The sequence below is a fragment of the Streptomyces sp. NPDC007917 genome (genome assembly GCF_042959105.1).
Classification (GTDB): Bacteria; Actinomycetota; Actinomycetes; order Streptomycetales; family Streptomycetaceae; genus Streptomyces.
Window position 1 is genome coordinate 148029 of the sequence record NZ_JBIBKK010000005.1, and the last position, 21363, is coordinate 169391.

18 protein-coding genes and 2 pseudogenes are annotated in these 21363 nt (G+C 71.6%); 9 read left to right on the forward strand and 11 right to left on the reverse strand.

Features of this window, described 5'->3' with window-relative positions:
* Positions 1-71 precede the first annotated feature (71 nt).
* The 3 genes from ACFZDL_RS11040 to ACFZDL_RS11050 all read left to right on the forward strand — a co-directional run bounded on the left by ACFZDL_RS11040 (position 72) and on the right by ACFZDL_RS11050 (position 2916).
* Entirely contained in the window at positions 72-650 is a 579-nt protein-coding gene (locus ACFZDL_RS11040; protein WP_353594522.1) for a TetR family transcriptional regulator, read from the forward strand.
* A 73-nt stretch (positions 651-723) separates the two neighbouring features.
* On the forward strand, positions 724-2022 hold the full coding sequence (locus ACFZDL_RS11045; RefSeq protein WP_353594521.1) for a hypothetical protein: 1299 nt from the start codon (positions 724-726) through the stop codon (positions 2020-2022).
* A gap of 6 nt (positions 2023-2028) precedes the next feature.
* On the forward strand, positions 2029-2916 hold the full coding sequence (locus tag ACFZDL_RS11050; protein ID WP_353594520.1) for an alpha/beta fold hydrolase: 888 nt from the start codon (positions 2029-2031) through the stop codon (positions 2914-2916).
* A 725-nt stretch (positions 2917-3641) separates the two neighbouring features.
* Here ACFZDL_RS11050 and ACFZDL_RS11055 read toward each other — a convergent pair.
* The 3 genes from ACFZDL_RS11055 to ACFZDL_RS11065 form a co-directional block, all read right to left on the reverse strand.
* Positions 3642-4181, reverse strand: a complete 540-nt coding sequence (locus tag ACFZDL_RS11055; RefSeq protein ID WP_353594519.1) for a DUF6368 family protein — start codon at positions 4179-4181, stop codon at positions 3642-3644.
* 40 nt (positions 4182-4221) lie between these two features.
* The gene (locus tag ACFZDL_RS11060) at positions 4222-5001 is read right to left on the reverse strand and encodes an alpha/beta hydrolase (protein ID WP_353594518.1); all 780 of its coding nucleotides are present in this window, start codon (positions 4999-5001) and stop codon (positions 4222-4224) included.
* 161 nt (positions 5002-5162) lie between these two features.
* On the reverse strand, positions 5163-5312 hold the full coding sequence (locus ACFZDL_RS11065) for a hypothetical protein (protein WP_353594517.1): 150 nt from the start codon (positions 5310-5312) through the stop codon (positions 5163-5165).
* Between the two features lie 86 nt (positions 5313-5398).
* Here ACFZDL_RS11065 and ACFZDL_RS11070 point away from each other — a divergent pair.
* Positions 5399-6296: pseudogene (locus ACFZDL_RS11070) on the forward strand (sigma-70 family RNA polymerase sigma factor).
* Here the strand turns inward: ACFZDL_RS11070 and ACFZDL_RS11075 are convergent.
* The 6 genes from ACFZDL_RS11075 to ACFZDL_RS11100 all read right to left on the reverse strand — a co-directional run bounded on the left by ACFZDL_RS11075 (position 6275) and on the right by ACFZDL_RS11100 (position 12962).
* Positions 6275-6907 (reverse strand): PAS domain-containing protein, encoded by a 633-nt coding sequence (locus tag ACFZDL_RS11075; protein ID WP_353594516.1) that lies wholly within the window; start codon positions 6905-6907, stop codon positions 6275-6277. The pseudogene ACFZDL_RS11070 and the gene ACFZDL_RS11075 overlap by 22 nt on opposite strands.
* Positions 6904-8019 (reverse strand): pyridoxal-phosphate dependent enzyme, encoded by a 1116-nt coding sequence (locus ACFZDL_RS11080; RefSeq protein ID WP_353594575.1) that lies wholly within the window; start codon positions 8017-8019, stop codon positions 6904-6906. The genes ACFZDL_RS11075 and ACFZDL_RS11080 overlap by 4 nt, the downstream gene beginning before the upstream one ends.
* Positions 8020-8101: 82 nt before the next feature.
* Positions 8102-9001 (reverse strand): HAD-IIB family hydrolase, encoded by a 900-nt coding sequence (locus tag ACFZDL_RS11085; RefSeq protein ID WP_353594515.1) that lies wholly within the window; start codon positions 8999-9001, stop codon positions 8102-8104.
* 227 nt (positions 9002-9228) lie between these two features.
* Positions 9229-10119: a phosphatase PAP2 family protein gene (locus ACFZDL_RS11090; protein ID WP_353594514.1), complete on the reverse strand. Its 891-nt coding sequence runs from the start codon at positions 10117-10119 to the stop codon at positions 9229-9231.
* Between the two features lie 115 nt (positions 10120-10234).
* Positions 10235-11275, reverse strand: a complete 1041-nt coding sequence (locus ACFZDL_RS11095) for a LacI family DNA-binding transcriptional regulator (protein ID WP_353594512.1) — start codon at positions 11273-11275, stop codon at positions 10235-10237.
* A gap of 25 nt (positions 11276-11300) precedes the next feature.
* The gene (locus tag ACFZDL_RS11100) at positions 11301-12962 is read right to left on the reverse strand and encodes a glycoside hydrolase family 13 protein (protein WP_353594510.1); all 1662 of its coding nucleotides are present in this window, start codon (positions 12960-12962) and stop codon (positions 11301-11303) included.
* Between the two features lie 284 nt (positions 12963-13246).
* Here ACFZDL_RS11100 and ACFZDL_RS11105 point away from each other — a divergent pair, with 284 nt between their 5' ends.
* From ACFZDL_RS11105 to ACFZDL_RS11120, 4 genes and pseudogenes are all read left to right on the forward strand, one after another.
* The gene (locus tag ACFZDL_RS11105) at positions 13247-14527 is read left to right on the forward strand and encodes an extracellular solute-binding protein (RefSeq protein WP_353594509.1); all 1281 of its coding nucleotides are present in this window, start codon (positions 13247-13249) and stop codon (positions 14525-14527) included.
* A 12-nt stretch (positions 14528-14539) separates the two neighbouring features.
* Positions 14540-15589, forward strand: a complete 1050-nt coding sequence (locus tag ACFZDL_RS11110) for a sugar ABC transporter permease (protein ID WP_353594508.1) — start codon at positions 14540-14542, stop codon at positions 15587-15589.
* Between the two features lie 2 nt (positions 15590-15591).
* On the forward strand, positions 15592-16422 hold the full coding sequence (locus ACFZDL_RS11115; protein ID WP_353594507.1) for a carbohydrate ABC transporter permease: 831 nt from the start codon (positions 15592-15594) through the stop codon (positions 16420-16422).
* Between the two features lie 72 nt (positions 16423-16494).
* A pseudogene (locus tag ACFZDL_RS11120) lies at positions 16495-17874 on the forward strand (alpha-amylase family protein); the annotation flags it as partial.
* A gap of 57 nt (positions 17875-17931) precedes the next feature.
* Here ACFZDL_RS11120 and ACFZDL_RS11125 read toward each other — a convergent pair.
* The gene (locus ACFZDL_RS11125) at positions 17932-18525 is read right to left on the reverse strand and encodes a hypothetical protein (protein ID WP_353594506.1); all 594 of its coding nucleotides are present in this window, start codon (positions 18523-18525) and stop codon (positions 17932-17934) included.
* Between the two features lie 201 nt (positions 18526-18726).
* On the opposite strand from ACFZDL_RS11125, the gene ACFZDL_RS11130 reads away from it, so the two are divergent.
* Entirely contained in the window at positions 18727-19254 is a 528-nt protein-coding gene (locus ACFZDL_RS11130) for a DinB family protein (protein ID WP_353594505.1), read from the forward strand.
* A 27-nt stretch (positions 19255-19281) separates the two neighbouring features.
* On the opposite strand, the gene ACFZDL_RS11135 is transcribed toward ACFZDL_RS11130, so the two are convergent.
* Positions 19282-21270: a hypothetical protein gene (locus tag ACFZDL_RS11135; protein ID WP_353594504.1), complete on the reverse strand. Its 1989-nt coding sequence runs from the start codon at positions 21268-21270 to the stop codon at positions 19282-19284.
* Positions 21271-21363 lie beyond the last annotated feature (93 nt).

Genomic DNA, 21363 nt, shown 5'->3' on the forward strand with positions numbered 1-21363 from the left:
CCGGGGGCACGCCGGCCATCGCCCCAGGACGCTTTCTTGAGCGATCGATCCAGATAGATTATGGTGGACGCATGGCAAGGACCCGCGAGTTCGACACCGAGGCGGCGGTGAGCCGCGCGATGGAGCTGTTCTGGGCGCGCGGATACGAGGGGACCTCGGTGCGGGACCTGACCCGGCACCTCGGGATCGGCCAGGGGTCCCTGTACGCGGCGTTCGGCGACAAGGACGGCCTGTACCGGGCCGCGCTGGAGCACTACCGCACCACGTTCGCGGCGGCCGCGCTGCGCAGCCTCGACGAGGGGGCGGACGCCCGGTCGGCGATCCGTACGATGCTGGTCGAGCGGGTCCGGATCGCCGTCGAACATGGCGGCCAGGGCTGCCTGTTGATCAACGCCGCCTGTGAGCGCGTACCGGAGGACGCGGTGACCCGGCGCACCGTGCGTGACGTACTGGGCGCCAGCCAGGACGCGCTTGCCGAGGTGCTGCGCGTGGCGGCGGAGCGCGGTGAGATCGCGCCGCGGCATGATCCGCAGACCCTCGCCGCCTTCCTCGTCACCTTCCTCAACGGGCTGCTCGTCTCCTCCAAGGTCACACCGGATCCGCGCGCCCTCGAACCCCTTGTGGAGGTCGCGCTGGCGACCCTCGACTGACTTTTTCATGCCCTCAATCTGTATCGGGCGATCCAGAAAATTCCACCACCCCCTCGACGACACCGGAGGACCCATGCCCCCCTCACGGACCTCGGCCACTCCCACCCTCGGCGGCAGCCGATGGAACACCTTCCCGGCGACGGGCACCATGACCGCCCGCGAGTTCTTCACCGGCACCGAACCGCTGCTGCAGGGCGTCATCGACGCCCTGCTGAGCGTCGACCGCGTGGTCCTCGACGCCCAGATCCACGCGACGCTCGGCCTCGGCACCCGGGAGACCTCGCTGCCACTGGCCATCGGCCCCGACGCCGCCTCGGCGACCCGCGAACTGGGCATACAGGCCGAGGCCATCGGCCGGGAGATCGCCTCTTGGGCGACAGCGGCCCTGGACCGGCTGCTCGCCCACCGGATATCACTGCCCGCGGGCCCACTCGTCGTCCGCAGCCACTGCTACGGCCATCTGCTCACCCACCCCGCGACCGACCTGCTCATGGGCCGCCGGGGCGGCCCCGTCGCGATGCAGCTCTACAACGAGTGGCTGCACCAGATGGTCCTGCTGCGCGACGCCCTGCTGCCCTTCACCAACTGGCAGGACGTCCCGCTCCTCGTCACCCCGACCGGACTGCGGCACACCGAGCCGGCCCGCGACCGTTTCCTCACCGAACTCCTGGTCCGCCAGATCCGGCACACCAGCATCGTGGACTTCGCCCGCCACACCATCACCGGCGGCTCCGGCCCCGACGGCTACGGCTTCGACCACGACGGCGGCACCGTCCTGCCCGCTGTCGTCGACGCGCCACCCCTCACCGCGCCCCGGCACCTGCTGACCTGGCGCCCCGACCCGGCTGCCGGCGAATCCGCCACCTACGTCGCCGAGGTGCGGGACTACTACGCCGCACCCCGCACGCTCATCGAGCACCTGCCGCCCGCCACCGGAACACCGGGGCCCATCACCGCCCGCGTCGTGGCCGCACCGGTCGTCGACGGGACCCGCACCGCCCACATCGAAGTGACCCACGCCACCCACGACGGCACCCCCGTCCGCGTCGACCTCGGCCAGGCCCTGCGCGGCCACCGCTTCGCCCACCGCCAGGACTCCACCACACGCCCCGAGGTATCCGCCGCCGCCCGAACCGCGGACGTATGGGCCGTACTGGGCGCACCCGGACTGGTGTGGACGGAGGGCGGCGACGTCACCCTGGACGCCACCGCCCAGAACAACACCGTCGTTCTGGCCCTGCTCGGCCGGCTCTACCCGGACAACATCGTCCTACGCCCCGCCGGTCATCACGCCGGTCCAGTGACCGCGGCGAGGAACGGACCGAGCGGCCTCGTGATCGACATTCGCCGCGAAGCACACCAGGAGAGCTGACAGGGCATGATCTTCGACCACCATGGAGCCCGCGTCCACACGGGCCGTGCCACCGTCAACGGAACGAGTCTGCACTACCGGACCGGTGGCTCCGGCCCGGCGGTGGTGCTGCTGCACGGCGTACCCAAGACCGGCTACCACTGGCGACACCTCGTCCCCAAACTGACGCCACATCACACCGTCGTCGTACCGGACCTCCGCGGCCTCGGCGACTCCGCCCACCCCGCGGACGGATACGACTCCGCGACAATGAGCGACGACATCGCCGCGCTGATGGCCCACCTCGGCCACGAGTCCTACAGCGTGATGGGAGAGGACTGGGGAGCGGTCATCGGCTACCAACTCGCCGCCCGCCACCGCGCTCACGTCAACGCCCTGGTCTTCGCCGAGGCGCTGTTCCCCGGGTTCGGCTTCGAGGACCACACCGCTCTCACCCAGGAGAACGTCTCGAGCGGGATGCATCTGTGGCATCTGGGCTTCTACTTCCAGCCCGACGTCCCGGAGATGCTGATCGGCGGGCACGAGCGTGAACTCATCACGTACATGCTCAAGAACGAACGCAGCCACCCGGACACAGCCACCGCCGAAGCAGTCGACGAATACGTACGCTGCTACTCCATGCCCGGCGGCATCCGCTCGATGCTGGCCATCTACCGGTCCATGCTCATCGACGCCGAACAGAACCGTCAGGCAGCCCAGAAGAAGCTGGACATCCCGGTACTCGCCCTCGGCGGCTCGGCCTTCATCGGCGACCGCAACGAGACCCAGATGCGGCTCATGGCCCACGACGTCACCGGCCACGTCTTCGATGCCGGACACGACCTCGCCGAGGAAGTACCGGACGAGGTGGCCGCCGTGGTACTGCCGTTCCTGGCCCTCGTGCACGCGGCTTGACTCGTCGTCAGTCTCGCGGGTGAGGGCGAGGGTGCGGGTGCGCTGCGCTCCGCCGCAGTTGCTGCCGCGCGGTGGCCGGCCGGTCAGACCAGCGGTGCGCTGGACCGGGGCGCGGGAGCGCGACGGACAGACGAGCTCAGATGAGCGGGATCCGCCCTCCCCCGCCTGCTCCTAAAAAATTGCTTGACCTGCATCAAGCATCAGTGGAAACCGCCCTTGCTCTGCATCAAGCATTTTTTAAGAGGTGGGGGGGGGAGGGCCCAACCGGACCGGCGTCCATCGCTACGGGCGACCATCCGCCGTTCCGCCACCCGTCGGACAGTGAGGGCCCGTTGGGCTGGGTGGCGACGGTGCCTCCGGCACCCCCTCCCCTTCCCTCTGCCGGCCGCTGTGCGCCGAAGGCGCGAGACGATGCCCGCACGCGGCGTCTGGACCATGCCGTCCAGCGGTCGCCGGCTCGTTCGTCGCGCTCGCGCGCCTCCGGTCCAGCGCACCGCTGGGCTGACCGGCTCGCCACCGCGCGGCAGCAGCTGCGGCGGAGCGCAGCGGAGCCTGTCCTGACCTCAGCCGCCCGCCGGGCCGAGGAATCGGGGCACCGGGCCGGCCGCCCCCTGCGACGGACGCAGGTGCCCACGACCGCCGTCATCACCACCGCCCCGGCCCGGTGGGCCACCTTCATACGAGGCGTCAAGCGCGGCGACTTCGACCGACTCCCGCAGTAGCGACTACTTGAGGAGCCGGAAGCCGGGCTGCCCGGCCCACGCCCTCAGGAACTCGGCGGAGCCATACGCGGCCGGCCAGGGCTCCGTCATCAGGGCCACGACCCCGGGAAGGCCAGACACGAGCCGCACCTGATCCTCGCGCAGCTCCGCGTTGGCGGCGCCGCCGAGCACGTCCATGATTCCGGCGGTCAGCAAGGCCAGGACGACATGGTCGACCGGGCTGTTGCAGAACGCGAGCACGTCGACCGCGTGGGTCGGGGTGAAGCCGATGACCCGCTTCTGGTCGGCCTCGTCGGCGTGTTCGGCTTCGAAGGTCTCCTCGTCGCCGATTCCAGGGCCCATCAGGGAGACGAGGACCGGCCGGTGGCCGTCGACACCGTCCGTGGCCGCGATGCCAAGGCTCTCCGCCCGCACATGGAGGTCGTACTTGCCGGGGCGCTCCTCCTCAAGGCGTGATGAGGAGGCCGCCAAGTAGTCGCGGAGCCGCTGGACGGCGGAGGCGGGCGGCGCTTCCGCCAGCTCGATCACCAACACCGCGCCCATGGCGCGCAGCATAGCCCGGGAGGGGCGGCGCGCCGCCCGGTCAGTTCTGGACAGGGGCCGCGAGGGCCGCCGCCGTGGCGCGGGCGAAGGCTTCCGGGTTGTCCAGCATGATGTTGTGCCCGCAGTCGGGGATGGCGACGACGGACACTCCGGCCTCGGTGAGCGCTTCGGTGCCCGGAAGTGGGGCGTCGGCCTCGGGCAGCAGGAAGGTGCGGGGGATCTTCAGGTCCAGCAGCAGCTCGCGCATGGTGGGGACGGTGCCGCGGGTGAGGTGGAGCGCGCTGCGGTGCAGCGCCTCCCGGCCGGCCAGGCGCATCGTGGACCACCATTGAGGGCCGACGCGGTCGCGGACCTCTTCCCAGCCGCCCGTCAGGAACTCCTCCTCCGAGTACGCGGCGATACCGCTGCTGCCCGAAGTGCCGGGCTTGCGGGGGATGGGGTCGAGGTTGGCGTCGATGAGGACCAGGCGGGAGACCAGGTGGGGGTGGCGGGCGGCCAGGACGATGGCCACCGAGCCGCCCATGCTGTGGGCGATCAGCTCGGCGCCGGTGACACCCGCGCTGGTCAGCGCCGTGGCGAGGGCGTCGGCATGTGATTCCAGCGTGTAGTCGAAGCCCGTCGGCCGGTCGCTGATGCCGTGGCCCAGCAGGTCGATCAGCAGTGAGCGGCGGCCGGCCAGGAGGGGGTGCACCGCGATCTCCGCGAAGTAGGCGGGTGATGTGGCCCCCAGACCGTGCACATAGACGCGTGGCGGCTCCTGCCCGGGCAGCTCGACCCACCGGATCCGGTCGCCCCTGGGCGTTACGGCGGCGTTGCGCATGGCCTGTTCTCCTGCGGTCGAGATCGATGGGGAGACGAGAGTAGCCACACCGGAGGGCGGTGAACGTCGCCGGGTCCGGCACGAGCACCGTGCCACGCAGCAGACCCGGCCGCACGGGGCCGCGGGACCCGCGGCCCCGTGCGGATGACGCCCCGCCCGGCTCACCAGGTCTTGCCGGCCTGCTCCCGGAGTGTGTGGCTGATCCGGTTGAAGAAGTTGGTCATCGCGATATTCGCGATGATCGCGGACAGCTGGGTCTCATCGAAGTGGTCGGCGGCGGCGTCGCCGACTCGACCCCGGCGAACACGCACGGGCTGCAGCCGTTGATCTGGCTGTTACCTGTGCCCGTCCGGGCCCGTCATCCCCATGACGGAGCAGAGCCGAGGAAGGTAACAGCATGTGCGACCCCACCCCGCGGGACCCGGTGGCCGAGGCGTTCGAGGCCCAGCGCGGCCGTCTGCGCGCGGTCGCCCACCGCATGCTCGGCTCGCATGCCGACGCCGAGGACGTGGTGCAGGAGGCCTGGCTGCACCTCTCCCGCCAGGACACGGCGGCCATCCACACCTCGCCGGCTGGCTGACCCCGGTGGTCGGACGGATCAGCCTCGACGTCCTGCGATCGCGCCAGGCCCACCCCGCGGCGTCGTACGACGACCGGCTGCCCGAGCTCGTGGTGACGGTCGACGACGGCCCCGCGCCGGAGGACGACGTGGCGCTCGCCGACTCGGTCGGGCTCGCGTTCCTCGTCGTCCTCGAGTCGCTCGGGCCGAGCGAGCGGCCGGCGTTCGTGCTGCATGACCTGTTCGCGGTGCCGTTCGACGAGATTGGCCGGATCCTCGGCAGGCCCACCGCCGCCACCAAGATGCTCGCCAGCCGCGCCCGCAGGAAGGTGCGGGCGACCGAGCGGCCGGCGGGCGCCGGACGGGAGCAGCGAGAGGTGGTCCAGGCCTTCCTGGCGGCGGCTCGCCACGGCGACTTCGAGGGGTTGCTGCGCGTGCTCGACCCCGAAGTGAGGCTGACCGTCGACACCCCCGGGGGTGTGGTCGTCGTCCTCGGCGCCACTCAGGTCGCCGCGGCGCGCAACTGTCCGCCGGCGCGGCCGCGCAGGGGCGGGCGGCGCTCGTCAACGGGCTGCCCGGGCTGGTGTCCTGGCGCGAGGACGGCGTCCCGCTGTCGGGCATGGCGTTCACCGTCGTCGAGGGCCGGATCGCGGGCATCTCGGTCCTGACCGACCCGGCCAGGCTCGCGTCGATGGAGCGTCGGCGCGGGCGGCTTCAGGCGGGTGAGCGCAGGTAGTTGTAGACCGTCGCCCGGGAGACCCCCAGCAGCTCCGTCACCACCTGCACGGAGTGCTTGACCTGCAGAAAGCCGCGGGTCTTGAGGGAGCGTACGAGTTCCTTCTTCGCGGCGGAGCCGAGGCTGCGCGGGGTGTGGCCACGGGCCGCGGCGAATTCCTCGACGACGGCGCGGAGTTCGTCGGCGGTGCGGGCGCGCAGGGTTTCGGTGAGGGGCTGTTCCTGGTCGTCCGTCCTGACCAGGTTGTTGAGGCTGCGGGCGACGCTGGCGAACAGCGAGACGTCGAGGTTGAGGCAGATGGCGGCGACGTACTCGCCCGTGCTGTTCTTGATGCCGATCGAGGTGCTTTTGGCCGGGCGGCCGTCCGGGAAGCGGTTGGGGTAGTTCTGGACGATGTCCGGGAAGCCGGGGTCCTGGATGCGGGCGATGCCGAGCTCGGTGGCGGGGTCGCCGACGGCGCGGCCGGAGAGATTGCTCTCTATGGCCCGGATGGCGTGGTCGGGGTCGCGCAGATCGTGCAGGACGACCTCGCACAGGCCCGGGAACATCCGGCCGATGGCGACGACGATCTTCTCGGCCTCGCGCAGCAGCAGGTCGTCCTCGGCGGTCATGGTGTGCCTCCCTGATCGGCGAAGAGGGCGCCCATCGCGGTCGCCGCCTTGAGCCCCGAGCCCGTCAGCAGCACGACGGTCGTCTCGCCCGGGCGGATCGCGCCCCGGGCGCGGAAGACATCGATCGCGGCGGCCGCGGTCGCGCTGGTCGGCTCCGCGTACAGGCCCATGGCGGCCAGGCGGCGGACCGCGGTGGCGATGTCGTCCTCGGGGATGGCCGCCATGTCGCCGTCCGAGCGGCGGACGGCCCGGACGACCTCCCGCAGCCGGATGGGCTCGCGGATGGCGGTGCCCTCGGCGAGGGTGGACGCGAAGGGGGCGGGGTCCTGCGCGTGGAACGCCGCGTGGATGGGGGCGCAGTTGGCGGGCTGGGCGACGAGCAGCCTGGGGCGGCGCCGGATCTGGCCGGCGGCCAGCAGTTCGGAGAAGCCGATGTCGCAGCCCAGGACGGTGGAGCCGGCGCCGGCCACGGTGACGACATTGTCGGGGGCCGCGAAGCCCAGGTCCTCCCACAGCTCGTACGCGAGGGTCTTGGTGCCCTGCAGGAAGAACGGGTGCCAGTTGTGGCTCGCGTAGTACGTACGGGACGAGCGGCGCAGCGCCTCCGCCGCGGTGGCGTCCCGGTCGCCCGGGACGAGTTCCACGCGTGCCCCGTACGCGCGGCTCTGGAGCACCTTGGCGGGGGAGGTGGCCTCGGGGGCGAGGATCGTGGCCCGGATGCCGGCGGCCGCGCAGTACGCCGCGACGGAGGCGCCGCCGTTGCCGGAGCTGTCCTCGATGACCTCCGGCACGCCACGCTGTGCCAGCAGGGAGATCATCACGCTGGTGCCGCGGTCCTTGAAGCTGCCGGTGGGGCTGAACCACTCCAGCTTGAAGCGGACCGGGACCTCGCCCCAGTCCTTCTCGGCCAGCGGGGTGCAGCCCTCGCCGAGCGACACCGGGGCGGCGATGTCCACGGGGAGGGCGGCGCGGTAGCGCCACAGCGAACGGGTGCCGGTGTCCACGTCCTCGCGGGTGATGCCGGGCAGCGGGGCGACGGTCAGCGGGGCGCCGTCGTCGCCGCACCAGCGCGGGTCGGTGAGCGGGTAGCGGGCGCCGGAGCGCTCGTCCAGGTAGTGGGGCTCGGGGCGACGGGGTTCAGGGTGCACTTTAGAAATTCTGTTTAGTTGTGGAGGGTCAGTCAAGGGTGCCTCCTCAGGGGCGGCCGTACAGCCGCTCCAGGACCGCCGCCACCCCGTCCTCGTCATGGTCCGGCGCCACCTCGTCCGCGACGGCGATCAGACCCGGGTGCGCGTTGCCCATCGCCACCCCGTACCCGGCCCATTCCAGCATCGGGATGTCGTTCGGCATGTCGCCGAAGGCGATCGTGTCCTCGGGCGAGAAGCCCATGCGCTCCGCCGCCCGGCCCAGCCCCACGGCCTTGTCCACCCCCGCAGGCAGCACCTCGATCATGCCCTTCTCGGAGTGCGTCACCGACACCTCGCCCCCGCCCGCCAGCGCCGCGGCCGCCGCGACCCGGCCGTCGGGCACCTCGCGGTGGCGCATCAGCACCTTCTCGATCGGCTGCGCCCACAGCTCCTCCCGGCTGCCCACCAGCCCCCAGTCGGGCCGTACCCGGTCGGTGAAGCGCGGCGTGATCACAAAGCGGTTCTCGGGCGCGGCGGTGACCACCGCCAGCTCCAGCGGTCGCCCGCCCAACTCCTCCTCGGTGCGCTTGACCACCGCCCGCGCCAGGTCCAGGTCCAGCGCCGCGGAGACCAGCAGCCGGTCCGCCGAGGCGTCGTACAGCTGCGCGCCCTGACCGCACACCGCGAGCCCCCGATAGCCGATGGCGACCAGGAACTCCCGGCTGGAGGCGGCGGGTCGGCCGGTGACGACCAGGTGGTGCGCCCCGGCGCGGCCCGCGAGGGCGAGCGCCGCGCGGGTACGGGCCGAGACGGTCAGGTCGCTGCGCAGCAGTGTGCCGTCGAGGTCGGTGGCCACCAGCCGGAAGCGCGGCCCGGCGGAGTCCGGACGGGGCGCGGAGCCCGAGCGGGGCCGTGGCAGCCGGAAGGATGACGCGGGTGTGGCTGGCGTGGCGTCGGCGGTGTGCACGTGCGGGTGTCCCTTTCGTGTCCTCGGGCCCGCGGCAGTGCCCCACAGTCACGCGCACAGGTACGCGCGCGGCGCGGACCGCCGCCCCCGCGCGATGGTCGAGCCGGTGATCGAGCCCCTTGAATGCTGAGCCAGAATGGCGGCTCGGGCGGGTGCGATCAAGCCGCCTTGACAGCCACGGACAAGACGTCCCGGCCCTCGCGGTCAGGCCGCCGGGGCTCCCGCGCTCACGCCGCCTTCAGCCCCGCCTCCGGCTCGGCCTCCGCCCGTTCCGCCGCCACCTGCCTCGGCAGCCGGTAGGAGAGCCTGCCGTACCACAGCCGCGACAGGGTGAAGCCGAACGACAGACAGATGACGCCGCCCAGGGCGTCCATCCAGAAGTGGTTGGCGGTCGCCACGATCACCACCAGCGTGGCCGTCGGGTACAGCAGCCCCAGCGCCTTCACCCACACCGGGCGGGCCAGGACGGCGATGGTGACGCCGCACCACAGCGACCAGCCGATGTGCATCGACGGCATCGCCGCGTACTGGTTGGACATATTGGCCAGGTTCCCGGACGCCATCGACCCCCAGGTGCGGTGCGCCACGACGGTGTCGATGAAGTGTCCGCCGGTCATCAGCCGGGGCGGGGCCAGCGGGAAGAAGTAGTAGCCCAGCAGCGCGACGCCGGTGGTCGCGAAGAGCACCAGCCGGGTGGCGGCGTAGCGGCCCGGGTGCCAGCGGTAGAGCCACACCAGCACGCCGAGGGTCACGATGAAGTGCAGCGTGGCGTAGTAGTAGTTCATTCCTACGATCAGCCAGCCGACCGAATCGAAGGCGTGGTTGACGCCGCGTTCGAAGGCCATGCCGAGCTGGTGCTCCCACTCCCAGATCCAGCCGGCGTTGCGCAGCGCCTCGTGCCGCTGCTCCGGGACGGCATTGCGGATCAGGGAGTAGGTCCAGTAGCTGACGGCGACGAGCAGGATCTCGAACCAGAGCCGGGGTCTGCGGGGGGTGCGCAGCCGGTCCATGAGCGCACGGGGCCGCGCCGGGCGCGGGCCGCTCTCCGCCCGGCTCCCCGCGATGGGTGACGGAGTGGCCGTCCGGCTTGCCAGAGTCCTCACAGTCGCTTCACCCATAGGGCAACAGTCTGCCAGAAGCGGCCCAGTGGCAGATCGTCCTCCGGGCCGGTCTTGGCGTCTTATGTCCTACTCCGGCCCGCCCCGCATGTGACGTACTCCGGTGTACGCCCGGTTATGTCCCCCCGCCTCGCGCCCCCGCCCCGTGGGCCGAGGCCGTGGAGCCGCGGACCACCAGCTCCGGGAGGAAGACGAACTCGCTGGGCGGCGCCGGGGTGCCGCCGATCTCCTCCAGCAGGGCCCGCACCGCGGCCTGGCCCATCGACTGCACGGGCTTGCGGATGGTGGTCAGCGGCGGGTCCGTGAAGGCGATCAGCGTCGAGTCGTCGAAGCCGACCACCGAGATGTCCCGCGGCACGGCCAGGCCCTGCTGCCGGGCCGCCCGTATGGCGCCGAGCGCCATCATGTCGCTCGCGCACACCACCGCCGTGCAGCCGCGCTCGATCAGCGCGCCGGCCGCCGCCTGGCCGCCCTCCAGCGTGTAGAGCGAGTGCTGGATCAGCTCCTCGGACTTCTCGGGCCCGATCCCCAGCTGCTCGTGCATCGCGCGCTGGAAGCCCTCGATCTTCCGCAGTACGGGGACGAACCGCTTCGGGCCGAGCGCCAGCCCGATCCGGGTGTGTCCGAGGGAGGCCAGGTGGGTCACCGCCAGCAGCATCGCCGCCCGGTCGTCGGGGGAGATGAAGGTCGCCCGCACCTTGGGGGAGTAGCCGTCGACCAGGACGAACGGGACGCCCTGGCCGCGCAGCTGGTCGTAGCGCTGCATATCGGCGCTGGTGTCCGCGTGCAGCCCGGAGACGAAGATGATCCCCGCCACCCCGCGGTCCACCAGCATCTCGGTCAGCTCGTCCTCGGTCGAGCCGCCCGGGGTCTGGGTGGCCAGCACCGGGGTGTAGCCCTGGCGGGTCAGGGCCTGCCCGATCACCTGGGCGAGCGCGGGGAAGATCGGGTTCTCCAGCTCGGGGGTGATCAGGCCCACCAGCCCAGCGCTGCGCTGCCGCAGCCGCACCGGCCGCTCGTATCCGAGTACGTCGAGCGCGGCCAGGACGGATTCGCGGGTGGCCGCCGCCACGCCGGGCTTGCCGTTCAGGACGCGGCTGACGGTGGCTTCGCTGACCCCCGCCTGGGCCGCGATGTCAGCGAGCCGTGCGGTCATGGGGCTGGACTGTACCGGTCGCATGTCAGATTGCCCACCACGCGCAGGAATCGGCGGGAATGCGTACCGTGCCGGCCCCGTAGTCCAGCGGGGCCGAGGACAGCAGGGCGCGCCCTGGTACGGGCAGCTCCACCGCCTCCCCGAGGGTGTTGAGGGTGCAGACGAACCCCGGGCGGGACAGCGCGAGCACCCCCTCGGGCGCGTCCAGCCACTCCATCGGGGTGTCACCGAGGCCGGGCGCCTCCTTGCGCAGCGCGAGCGCCGCGCGGTACAGCTCCAGCGTGGAGTCCGGGGCGCCGGTCTGGGCCTCGACCGACAGCTCCCGCCAGCCGGCGGGCTGCGGCAGCCAGCTGCCGCCGGGGCCGAATCCGTACGACTCCCCGTCGCGCGACCAGGGGATGGGCACCCGGCAGCCGTCCCGGAAGCCGTCCTGACCGCTCTCCTGGAAGGTGCGGAAGAAGGCCGGGTCCTGGCGGCAGTCGTCCGGCAGGTCCGTGACCTCCGGCAGCCCCAGCTCCTCGCCCTGGTAGATGTACGTCGAGCCGGGCAGCGCCAGCATCAGCAGGGCGGCGGCCCTGGCCCGGCGCAGGCCCTGGGCGGGGCTGTCCTCGGCGTAGCGGGTGGGGTGCCTGACCACGTCGTGGTTGGAGAGCACCCAGGTGGTGGGGGCGCCCACGGAGGCGGTCGCGGCCAGCGAGTCGTCGATCACCTCGCGCATCGCCGCCGCGTCCCACGGGCACCTGAGGAACTGGAAGTTGAAGGCCTGGTGCAGCTCGTCGGGGCGCACGTACAGGGCCAGCCGCTCCGAGGTGGGGGCCCAGGCCTCGGCGACGCCGATCCGCGCCGGGCCGCCGTGGGTCCGGCTGTAGGAGTCCAGCAGCCGCCGCCAGGAGCGGTGGATCTCGTGCACCCCGTCCTGGTCGAAGAACGGCAGCACCTGCGCGCCGATCAGCTTGGCCTGCTCGGTGCGGCCGATGTCGGGCAGGCCCGCGGCCTTGACCATGCCGTGTGCGACATCGATGCGGAAGCCGTCCACGCCCAGGTCCAGCCAGAACCGCAGGACGGACGCGAACTCCTCGGCGACCTCCGGGCACTCCCAGTTGAGGTCGGGCTGCTCGGGCGCGAAGAGGTGCAGATACCACTCGCCGGGGGTGCCGTCGGGGCCGGTGGTGCGGGTCCAGGCGGGGCCGCCGAAGACCGACTCCCAGTCGTTGGGGGGCAGCTCGCCGTGCGCACCCCGGCCGGGGTGGAAGTGGTAGCGCTCGCGGGCCGCCCCCCGAGGCCGGTCCGCGAGCGCTTCCTGGAACCACACGTGCTGATCGGAGGTGTGGTTCGGAACGATGTCCACGATCACCTTGAGGCCCAGCTCATGGGCGGTGCGCACCAGGTCGTCGGCGTCGGAGAGGGTGCCGAACAGCGGGTCGACCGCGCGGTAGTCGGCCACGTCGTAGCCGCCGTCGGCCTGCGGCGAGGCGAAGAACGGGGTCAGCCAGACCGCGTCCACGCCCAGTCGGGCCAGGTGCGGCAGCCGCTCCCGGGCGCCGCGCAGGTCCCCGATGCCGTCGCCGTCGCTGTCGGCGAAGGACCGCACGTACACCTGGTAGATGACGGCGTCGCGCCACCAGCCGGCGCCGTCGGCCGGCTGCGCGGTCTCGGTCTGGGGGGAGGTGGTGAGCTCCTGGGTCATGCCGGTGAACGTAACAGCTCTGCAATGCCTTGCGGAAGGGCTTGCAGAGGCTTGCAACGCCCGTTGGGGCGGCTCGGCGCGGCTCAGGGCGGCTCTGGGGCGCTCGCCGGGGCACTCCGGCGCATGTGTCAAGCGCCCGGGCGGCCACTGGAGAGACACGTGGAGGTAACGATCCCGGTTGCTTTCAGAAATTTGCCGCAAGGTCTTTCGATGGGTTTGCATCCCTGTTACGTTCCTCGGCAACTCGGCGCCGCGATGACGCGGCCGGCTTTGGAGGAGTTCAGATGCGACGTGGCATAGCGGCCACTGCGCTCGTCGCGGCGATCGCGCTCGCGGCGACCGGGTGCGGCGGTGACGACGGCGGCAGCAGCGGCAACAAGTCGGCCGGGGAGATCTCCGGCACCGTGACCTACTGGGACACCTCGAACGAAGCCGAGAAGGGCACGTACAAGCAACTTGCCGAGGACTTCAGCAAGAAGTACCCGAAGGTCAAGGTCAACTACGTCAGCGTGCCGTTCGGCCAGGCGCTGAACAACTTCAAGAACGCCGCGGGCAGCGGCGGCTCCGGCGCCCCGGACGTGCTGCGCGCCGAGGTCGCCTGGACCCAGGACCTCGCCAACATCGGCTATCTGGCCCCGCTGGACGGCACCGCCGCCCTCGACAAGGAGTCGGACTATCTGCCCAAGGCCGCCGCCGGCACCAGGTTCAAGGGCAAGACCTACGCCGTACCGCAGGTCATCGACACCCTCGGCCTCTTCTACAACAAGAAGCTGCTGAAGGAGGCCGGGGTTGAGCCGCCGACCAGCTGGACCGAGCTCAAGGCGGCCGCGAAGAAGATCAAGCAGAAGACCGGCAAGACCGGCCTGTATCTGCGCGGCGACGACGCCTACTGGTACCTGCCCTTCATCTACGGCGAGGGCGGCGATCTCCTGGACACCGGCGCCAAGAAGGTCACCGTCGACGACGAGGCCGGCGTCAAGGCCTTCGCCACCGCCCGTGACCTGGTCGAGTCCGGCGCGGCGGTCACCGACGCCACCGACGGCTGGGACAACATGCAGAACGCCATCAAGAACGGCGACGTCGCGATGACGATCAACGGGCCGTGGGCGATCGAGGACACCCTGGCCGGCAAGGCGTTCAAGGACGACAAGTCCAACCTCGGCGTGGTCCCCGTCCCGGCCGGCAGCAAGGCCCAGGGCTCCCCGCAGGGCGGCCAGAACCTCACCGTCTACGCCGGGTCCAAGAACCTGGACGCCTCCTACGCCTTCGTCAAGTACATGAGCTCGGCCGAGGTCCAGGCCAAGACCACCGAGAAGCTGAGCCTGCTGCCGACCCGCACCTCGGTCTACGCCGACAAGGCCGTCGCGGCCAACGCCAACGTCAAGTTCTTCAAGTCGGCCGTGGACAAGGCCGTCGAGCGCCCCTGGATCCCCGAGGGCAACAGCCTCTTCCAGGCGATCCTGGTCCAGTTCCCGAACGTGGTGACCGGCAAGACCTCGCCCGAGAAGGCGGCCAAGGCGGTCGGCGACGCGTACCGCAAGCTCCTCAAGGGCGACTGGAAGTAGAGGCCCACGACGATGGCTGTCGAGACCGGGCAGTCGGCAGGATCGGCCGCGGGCGCGGAGGGCGCCCGTGGCCGGGTCCGCGAGACCGCCACACCCCACAGGCCCGGCGAGAAGGACAGGGTGGGCAAGCGGCCCCCGGGCCGTATCCGCAACGCGCTGGGCCGCCACTGGTACGCCTGGGCCATGGTCGCACCCGTCGTGCTGGTGATCGGCCTGATCATCGGCTATCCGCTGGCGCGCGGCCTCTATCTGTCGCTCACCGACGCCAACGAGGCGAACGTCGAGCGCACCATCGGGATGAACCACATCCCCGCGACGTACGACTTCGTCGGCCTGGACAACTTCACCGCGATCCTCAAGGACCAGGTCTTCTGGGACCGGCTCATCTGGACCGTGACCTGGACCGCCTGCTGTGTCGCCCTCACCTTCGCCATCGGCCTCGGCCTGGCCGTCATCCTCAACCGCCGATTCGCCGGCCGCACCCTCTACAGGTCGCTGCTGATCCTGCCCTGGGCCGTGCCCGCCTTCGTCTCCGTCTTCGCCTGGCGCCTGCTCTACAACGAGCGGAACGGCATCCTCAACAAGATCCTGGACGGCGGCGGCATCGACGCCGTGCCCTGGCTGAACGACCCCACCATGGCCAAGATCTCGGTGATCGCCGTGAACATCTGGCTCGGGGTGCCGTTCATGCTGGTCGCGCTGCTCGGCGGACTGCAGTCCATCCCGGGCGAGCTGTACGAGGCCGCCGAGATGGACGGGGCCGGGCCCTGGCAGCGGTTCCGCCACATCACCCTGCCCGGGCTGCGCTCGGTCAGCTCCACGGTGGTGCTGCTGTCGACCATCTGGACCTTCAACATGTTCCCGGTGATCTTCCTGCTCACCCGCGGCGGACCGGGCGACAGCACCGAGATCCTGGTGACCTACGCCTACCGGCTCTCGTTCGTCGACAGCCCGCGCGACTTCGCGGGCGCCTCGGCATGGGGCGTGCTCATCCTGCTGATCCTCATGCTCTTCGCGGCGGTCTACCGCCGCGCACTCCGCAGGCAGGGAGAGGTGTGGTGACCATGCGCGACCAACGACGTTCCCCGCTGGCCTCGGTCGGGCTGCACGCGACCCTCATCGTCGCCTCCGCCGTCGCGGTCTTCCCTCCGCTGTGGCTGCTGGTGACCTCCTTCAAGCCCAAGAGCGAGGCGTTCTCCACGAATGTGGTGCGGAACCCGACGCTGGACAACTACCACCACGTCCTCGCCGACACGAAGTTCCTCACCTGGTTCGGCAACTCGCTGTTCATCGTGCTGATCACCACGCTGCTCGGCGTGTTCGTGGCGGCCACCACCGGATACGCCGTCAGCCGCTTCCGCTTCCCGGGGATGCGCCCGCTGATGTGGCTGCTGCTGATCACCCAGATGTTCCCGGTGGCCATCCTCATCGTCCCGCTCTACAACATCATGTCGACGCTGGGCTGGCTCAACCAGCCGATCGCCCTCATCGTCACCTACCTCACCGTCGCCGTGCCGTTCTGCGCCTGGATGATGAAGGGCTTCTTCGACACCATCCCGGTGGAGATCGACGAGTCCGGCCGGGTCGACGGGCTCAACCCCTTCGGCACCTTCTGGCGTCTTGTGGTGCCGCTGGCCAAGCCGGGCCTCGCGGTGACCGCGTTCTACACCTTCATCACGGCCTGGGCCGAGGTCGCGTACGCCTCCGCGTTCATGACGGGGGAGGAGAACCTGACCCTCTCCGCCGGGCTGCAGACCTTCGTCAACCAGTACACCTCGGACTGGGGCTCCATGACCGCGGCCGCCGTCCTGATCGCCGTCCCCGCGACGCTGGTGTTCTCCTGGGCCCAGCGCCACCTGGTCGCCGGGCTCACCGCCGGCGCGACCAAGTCCTGACCCCGACCGAGCCTCGATCGTCTTCTGCAATCCCCCCACAACCAGCAGTCCCCCCCACAAGCAGGAGGAACGATGGCCAGCAGACCCCTCGCGGCCGCCCTCGCCCTCGCGGCGGGCGCGGCGATGCTGATAGCCCTGCCGGGGCAGGCGCAGGCCGCGCCGCCCGGCGACAAGGACGTCACCGCCGAACTCTTCGAGTGGCGTTACGACTCGGTGGCCAAGGAGTGCGCCGGCACGCTGGGACCGGCCGGTTACGGCTATGTCGAGGTGTCCCCGGCGACCGAGCACATCCAGGGCGGCCAGTGGTGGACCTCGTACCAGCCCGTCAGCTACAAGATCGCCGGACGGCTCGGTGACCGCGCCGCGTTCAAGAACATGATCGACACCTGCCATGCGGCGGGTGTGAAGGTCGTCGCCGACGCCGTCATCAACCACATGTCCGCCGGATCGGGCACGGGCACCGGCGGCTCCTCGTACACCAAGTACACCTATCCCGGCATCTACCAGCCGCAGGACATGGACGACTGCACCGCGCAGATCAGCAACTACCAGGACCGCTGGAACGTGCAGCGGTGCGAGCTGGTGGGCCTGGCGGACCTGGACACCGGCGAGTCGTATGTGCGCGACCGGATCGCCCAGTACCTGAACGACCTGCTCTCGCTCGGCGTGGACGGCTTCCGGATCGACGCCGCCAAGCACATGGCGGCCGAGGACCTGGCCGCGATCAAGAGCAGGCTGAGCAACCCGAACGTCTACTGGAAGCAGGAGGCCATCCACGGGGCGGGCGAGGCCGTCTCACCGACGGAGTACCTGGGCAACGGCGATGTGCAGGAATTCCGCTACGGCCGCGACCTCAAGCGCGTCTTCACCAGCGAGAAACTGGCCTACCTCAACAATTTCGGCGAGGGCTGGGGCTATATGGCCTCGGGCAAATCCGGTGTCTTCGTCGACAACTGGGACACCGAGCGCAACGGCTCCACCCTGTCCTACAAGGACAACGCCGACTACACCCTCGCCAATGTCTTCATGCTGGCCTGGCCGTACGGCTCCCCGGACGTCCACTCCGGCTATGAGTTCTCCGACAACGACGCCGGGCCGCCGAACGGAGGAACGGTCAACGCCTGCTGGCAGGACGGCTGGAAATGCCAGCACAAATGGCCCGAGATCATCAAAATGGTCGCCTTCCGCAATACGGCGCGCGGCACGGCCGTCACCAACTGGTGGGACAACGGCAACAACGCCATCGCCTTCGGGCGCGGTGAGGCGGCGTACGTCGCCATCAACCACGAGGGCACCTCGCTGACCCGGACCTTCCAGACCTCGCTGCCCGCGGGCGCCTACTGCGATGTGCAGAGCGGCAAGGGCGTCACGGTCGACTCCTCCGGCCGGTTCACCGCGACCCTCGGCGCGAACACGGCGGTGGCCCTGCACGTGGGCGCGCGGAGCTGCGGCTGATCCCCGTTGCCTGAAGTGGAGCCGCACACCGGCGGATGTGCGGCTCCTTCGCCGTTACGCGGGCTTGGCGCGGACGAACCGGTCGGGGTTGCCGCTGCTCCAGTTGAAGGTGATGGTCTGGCCGCCGTCGCTGAGCTGGGCCGTGCCGCTCGTGGTCTCGCCCCCGCAGGTGAAGGAGGTGGCCATGGAGGCGCTGATGGTCCCGGAGCAGGTCCCCTTGTTACCGCTCGCGGACATGGACGTACCGCTGATCCTCAAGGTGATCAGGTTCCCGTTCGCGTCCCGCATCGGGTAGTACCAGGTGCCCTGGACCCTCGACAACTGGCTGGGAGCGGTGGGCGGGGCGGCGGTCGTGCGGCGCGGGACCGGGGCCTTGGTGGGGGCGCTGGTGGTGCTGCGGCTGGGGGCCGGGGTGGCGGTCCTGCTGGGGGTCCTGCTCGGGGTGGCCGTCGGGCTGGAGGACTTCATGTCGCCCGACGCTCCGGTGCCGGAAGGCGAGGGCTTGGCCGTGTCCTCGGACCGACTGGCGCCCTTGTCGTCCTTGGCGGGCGCCGCCGTCTTTCCGCCGCCGTCGTCGCCGCCGCAGCCGGTCAGGGTGAGTGCCAGCACCGTGACGGCGCCGGCGGCGATCGAAGTCGTTATCCGCACGAGATATCCTGCCGTACCACATTCGATTTCGGAATTTCATGGACGCCGGCGAGCCTTCCACACGCGGCAACGCGAAATCCAGTGCTCAAACGCGTTCTCTGGATCAGTTCCGCTGTACTCCGGATAAGGAACGGCATTCAGGGCCCGTTCGCCCCGGAAAATCGGTTTGGGGAACGGATGACGGCATGTCAGGATCGCCGGATGGATACATCCCCCTGTGATCTGGCGCGCCGGCAGTTCGAGCTGACCTGGTCGCTGTTCGAGTACCACCTGGAGCGGCTGGAGCCCGAGGACTTCCTGTGGGAGCCCGCGGCCCACTGCTGGACCGTGCGTCAGCAGCCCGACGGCACCTGGGTGCCCGACTGGGCCGACACCGAACCCGATCCGGTGCCCGTCCCCACGATCGCCTGGCTGAGCTGGCACATCGGCTGGTGGTGGAGTGTGACCCTCGACCACACACGGGGCCAAACGCCCCGGGACCGCACCGAGATCACCTGGCCGGGCGACGGGAAGGCGGCCATCGAGTGGCTGCGCGGGCTGCGCGCGGACTGGCTGGCGGTGCTGGACAAGCTCACCGACGCCGAGCTGGAGGCCGTCGCGCCCTTCCCCTGGCGACACGACCCCGAGCACACCGTCGCCCACATGCTCGGCTGGGTGAACTCCGAACTCATGAAGAACGCCGCCGAGATCGGCCAACTCCGGCTGCTGCGCGCCGCGTCACCGCGCTGAGTCGAGCCGACCTGAACGGAGCCGGGCTCAGCGCAGCGCCGTCAGCCGTCCGCCGCCCGCCAGCCGGCCGCTCAGCCGGGCCTGGTCGCCGGCCTCGGCGGGCAGCGCCAGCAGCCGTCCCGCCGCCGTGCCCCGGACGTCCCCGCGCGCCGCGACGGAGGTCACCTGGCCGCTGCCCGCCGCCAGCAGATACCACCGCCCGGTGCGCGACTTCCACAGTGCGCCCGCCAGCACGCGCGGCGCACGCGGCCCGCAGGCCGGGGAGCCGTCCGCGCTCGCGACGACGGCGGCCGGGGCGCCCGGGTCCCTGGCCGGGGGCTGGAACTGGGCCAGCACCCGGTCGCCCGCGCCCCGCCAGGTCTCCGCGCGGGTGCACACCCAGTCCGCCGCGCCGCCGCCCTCGGGCAGCCGCTGCGCCGCGAACCGCCAGGCGTTGACCTCGCGCACCCCCCGCGAGTGCAGCAGCGGCAGACGGCAGGCGGTGTGCGCCCAGGCCGCCCGGGCCTCCGCGCCCGCCACGTCCCGCCGGCCGCCGCCCTCCCCCCGCCCGCCGGGGGCGCCGTACGTCAGCCGGACCGGGACGATCTCGCCCAGGTCCGTCACCAGGCGGGAGCCCAGCCGCAGCGCCGTCCAGCTCTCACAGCCGGGCGTTTGCCCCGGACCGCGCACCAGGCCCGCGCCGCCCGCCCGCACCGGGTCGGTCACCCCGTCCGCGGCGAGACCCAGCGGCTGCGGCGCCTCGTCGGGCCGCACCAGGTCCCGCACCAGCGGGTGGCGCACCCAAGGGGCGGTCAGATAGCGGACGTTGCCGTCCGTGCGGGTGGCGACCAGCCCGGTCGAGGAGGCCGCGTCGGCGGCGTCGGCCCGCGCGAAGTCCAGCGCCACCGCGCCGCCGTCGCCCCGGCCCGTCTCCGCGTACCGCACCACCCGCAGCCCGTCGTACAGCAGCACCACCGCCACCTGGTCCACCTCGCCCGCGTACAGCAGCTGCGGCGGCCCCGGCGGCGGGCCCGACTGGGTGCCGGGCGTGGCCGACACGCGCACCGAGCGGCCCGGCCGCGCCCACACGGCCAGCGCGCGGCGCAGCAGCGGTGTGTCGTCCGTACGGTCGCCGCGCGCGGGCCAGGACGAGAAGTCGGCGCGGGTGGCGGTGCGCCACGCGTCGGGCGCGGCGCGGATCAGCTCCGCCGGGTCCAGCGCCCGCTCCGAGGACGGGTTCCGCGCGTACGAGGGCGCGGCGGCGCCGCTGGGGCCCCAGCCCTCACCGGGCAGGCCGAGCAGCGTGCCGCACACCACCAGTGCCGCGGCGGCGGCGAGCGCGGCCCGTACGTGCTGGCGGCGGCGCAGCAGATCGGTGGGCCGGGCCTGCAGCGAGCAGGGGTCGAACTCGGGGGACTCCAGCAGCGCCCCGTCCCGGCTGCCCGCCGGGTCGTCCACCGCGTCCGCCTCGATGAGCGCGCCCCGCGGGTCGATGACCCCGGCGGCCTTCAGCACCTCGCGCACCTCGCGGTCGCCCATCCGCTCCAGCTCGCGCAGCACATACGCGGCGCGGCCGGGGCCCGACAGCTCCGACAGCGCCTTGTCCAGGGCGAGCTCATCGGCCCCGCCCGGGCGCGGGACCAGCCGCAGCCCCCACACCCGGGGCAGCGCCGGCGCCAGCGGGCCGCGCCGCCGCCGCGCGGCCCGCAGCGCGCCGCGCAACACCCGCAACCGTACGAGGGCGTACCCGCTGTCGACCGCCGTGCCCTCGGGCCCGCGCTGCCCGGGCAGTCCCGGCCCGGTGCCGGCCCCGGCCTGAGCTTCGTCGCCGTTCGCCCGGTTGCGAGGGAGCGCGCGCTGGGCGAGCGCGTGCGCCGCCAGCACCCGGCGCGCGCGCCCCGCGCCGGGCGGCAGCACCAGATAGGCGAGCCGCACCAGGCGCGGATAGTGCTCGACGAGAGCGGCCTCGGCCTGCTCGACGTCGATGACGGTGGGGGATTCGCCGGAGAGGTTGGCTGTCGCCTGCTGCTGCTCCACGGTTGGAGAACGAGCGCAGGATGCGATGGTCACCGCCGGGCACGCCTACTGGCCGTAACCCGGCGGGGCCGCGACCCGGCGGGGCCGCATATC

Coding starts and splice junctions, on each gene's coding strand:
- ACFZDL_RS11040 (WP_353594522.1), top strand. CDS start 72: ATGGCAAGGACCCGCGAGTTCGACACCGAGGCGGCGGTGAGCCGCGCG.
- ACFZDL_RS11045 (WP_353594521.1), top strand. CDS start 724: ATGCCCCCCTCACGGACCTCGGCCACTCCCACCCTCGGCGGCAGCCGA.
- ACFZDL_RS11050 (WP_353594520.1), top strand. CDS start 2,029: ATGATCTTCGACCACCATGGAGCCCGCGTCCACACGGGCCGTGCCACC.
- ACFZDL_RS11055 (WP_353594519.1), bottom strand. CDS start 4,181: ATGGGCGCGGTGTTGGTGATCGAGCTGGCGGAAGCGCCGCCCGCCTCC.
- ACFZDL_RS11060 (WP_353594518.1), bottom strand. CDS start 5,001: ATGCGCAACGCCGCCGTAACGCCCAGGGGCGACCGGATCCGGTGGGTC.
- ACFZDL_RS11075 (WP_353594516.1), bottom strand. CDS start 6,907: ATGACCGCCGAGGACGACCTGCTGCTGCGCGAGGCCGAGAAGATCGTC.
- ACFZDL_RS11090 (WP_353594514.1), bottom strand. CDS start 10,119: ATGGGTGAAGCGACTGTGAGGACTCTGGCAAGCCGGACGGCCACTCCG.
- ACFZDL_RS11095 (WP_353594512.1), bottom strand. CDS start 11,275: ATGACCGCACGGCTCGCTGACATCGCGGCCCAGGCGGGGGTCAGCGAA.
- ACFZDL_RS11100 (WP_353594510.1), bottom strand. CDS start 12,962: ATGACCCAGGAGCTCACCACCTCCCCCCAGACCGAGACCGCGCAGCCG.
- ACFZDL_RS11105 (WP_353594509.1), top strand. CDS start 13,247: ATGCGACGTGGCATAGCGGCCACTGCGCTCGTCGCGGCGATCGCGCTC.
- ACFZDL_RS11110 (WP_353594508.1), top strand. CDS start 14,540: ATGGCTGTCGAGACCGGGCAGTCGGCAGGATCGGCCGCGGGCGCGGAG.
- ACFZDL_RS11115 (WP_353594507.1), top strand. CDS start 15,592: ATGCGCGACCAACGACGTTCCCCGCTGGCCTCGGTCGGGCTGCACGCG.
- ACFZDL_RS11130 (WP_353594505.1), top strand. CDS start 18,727: ATGGATACATCCCCCTGTGATCTGGCGCGCCGGCAGTTCGAGCTGACC.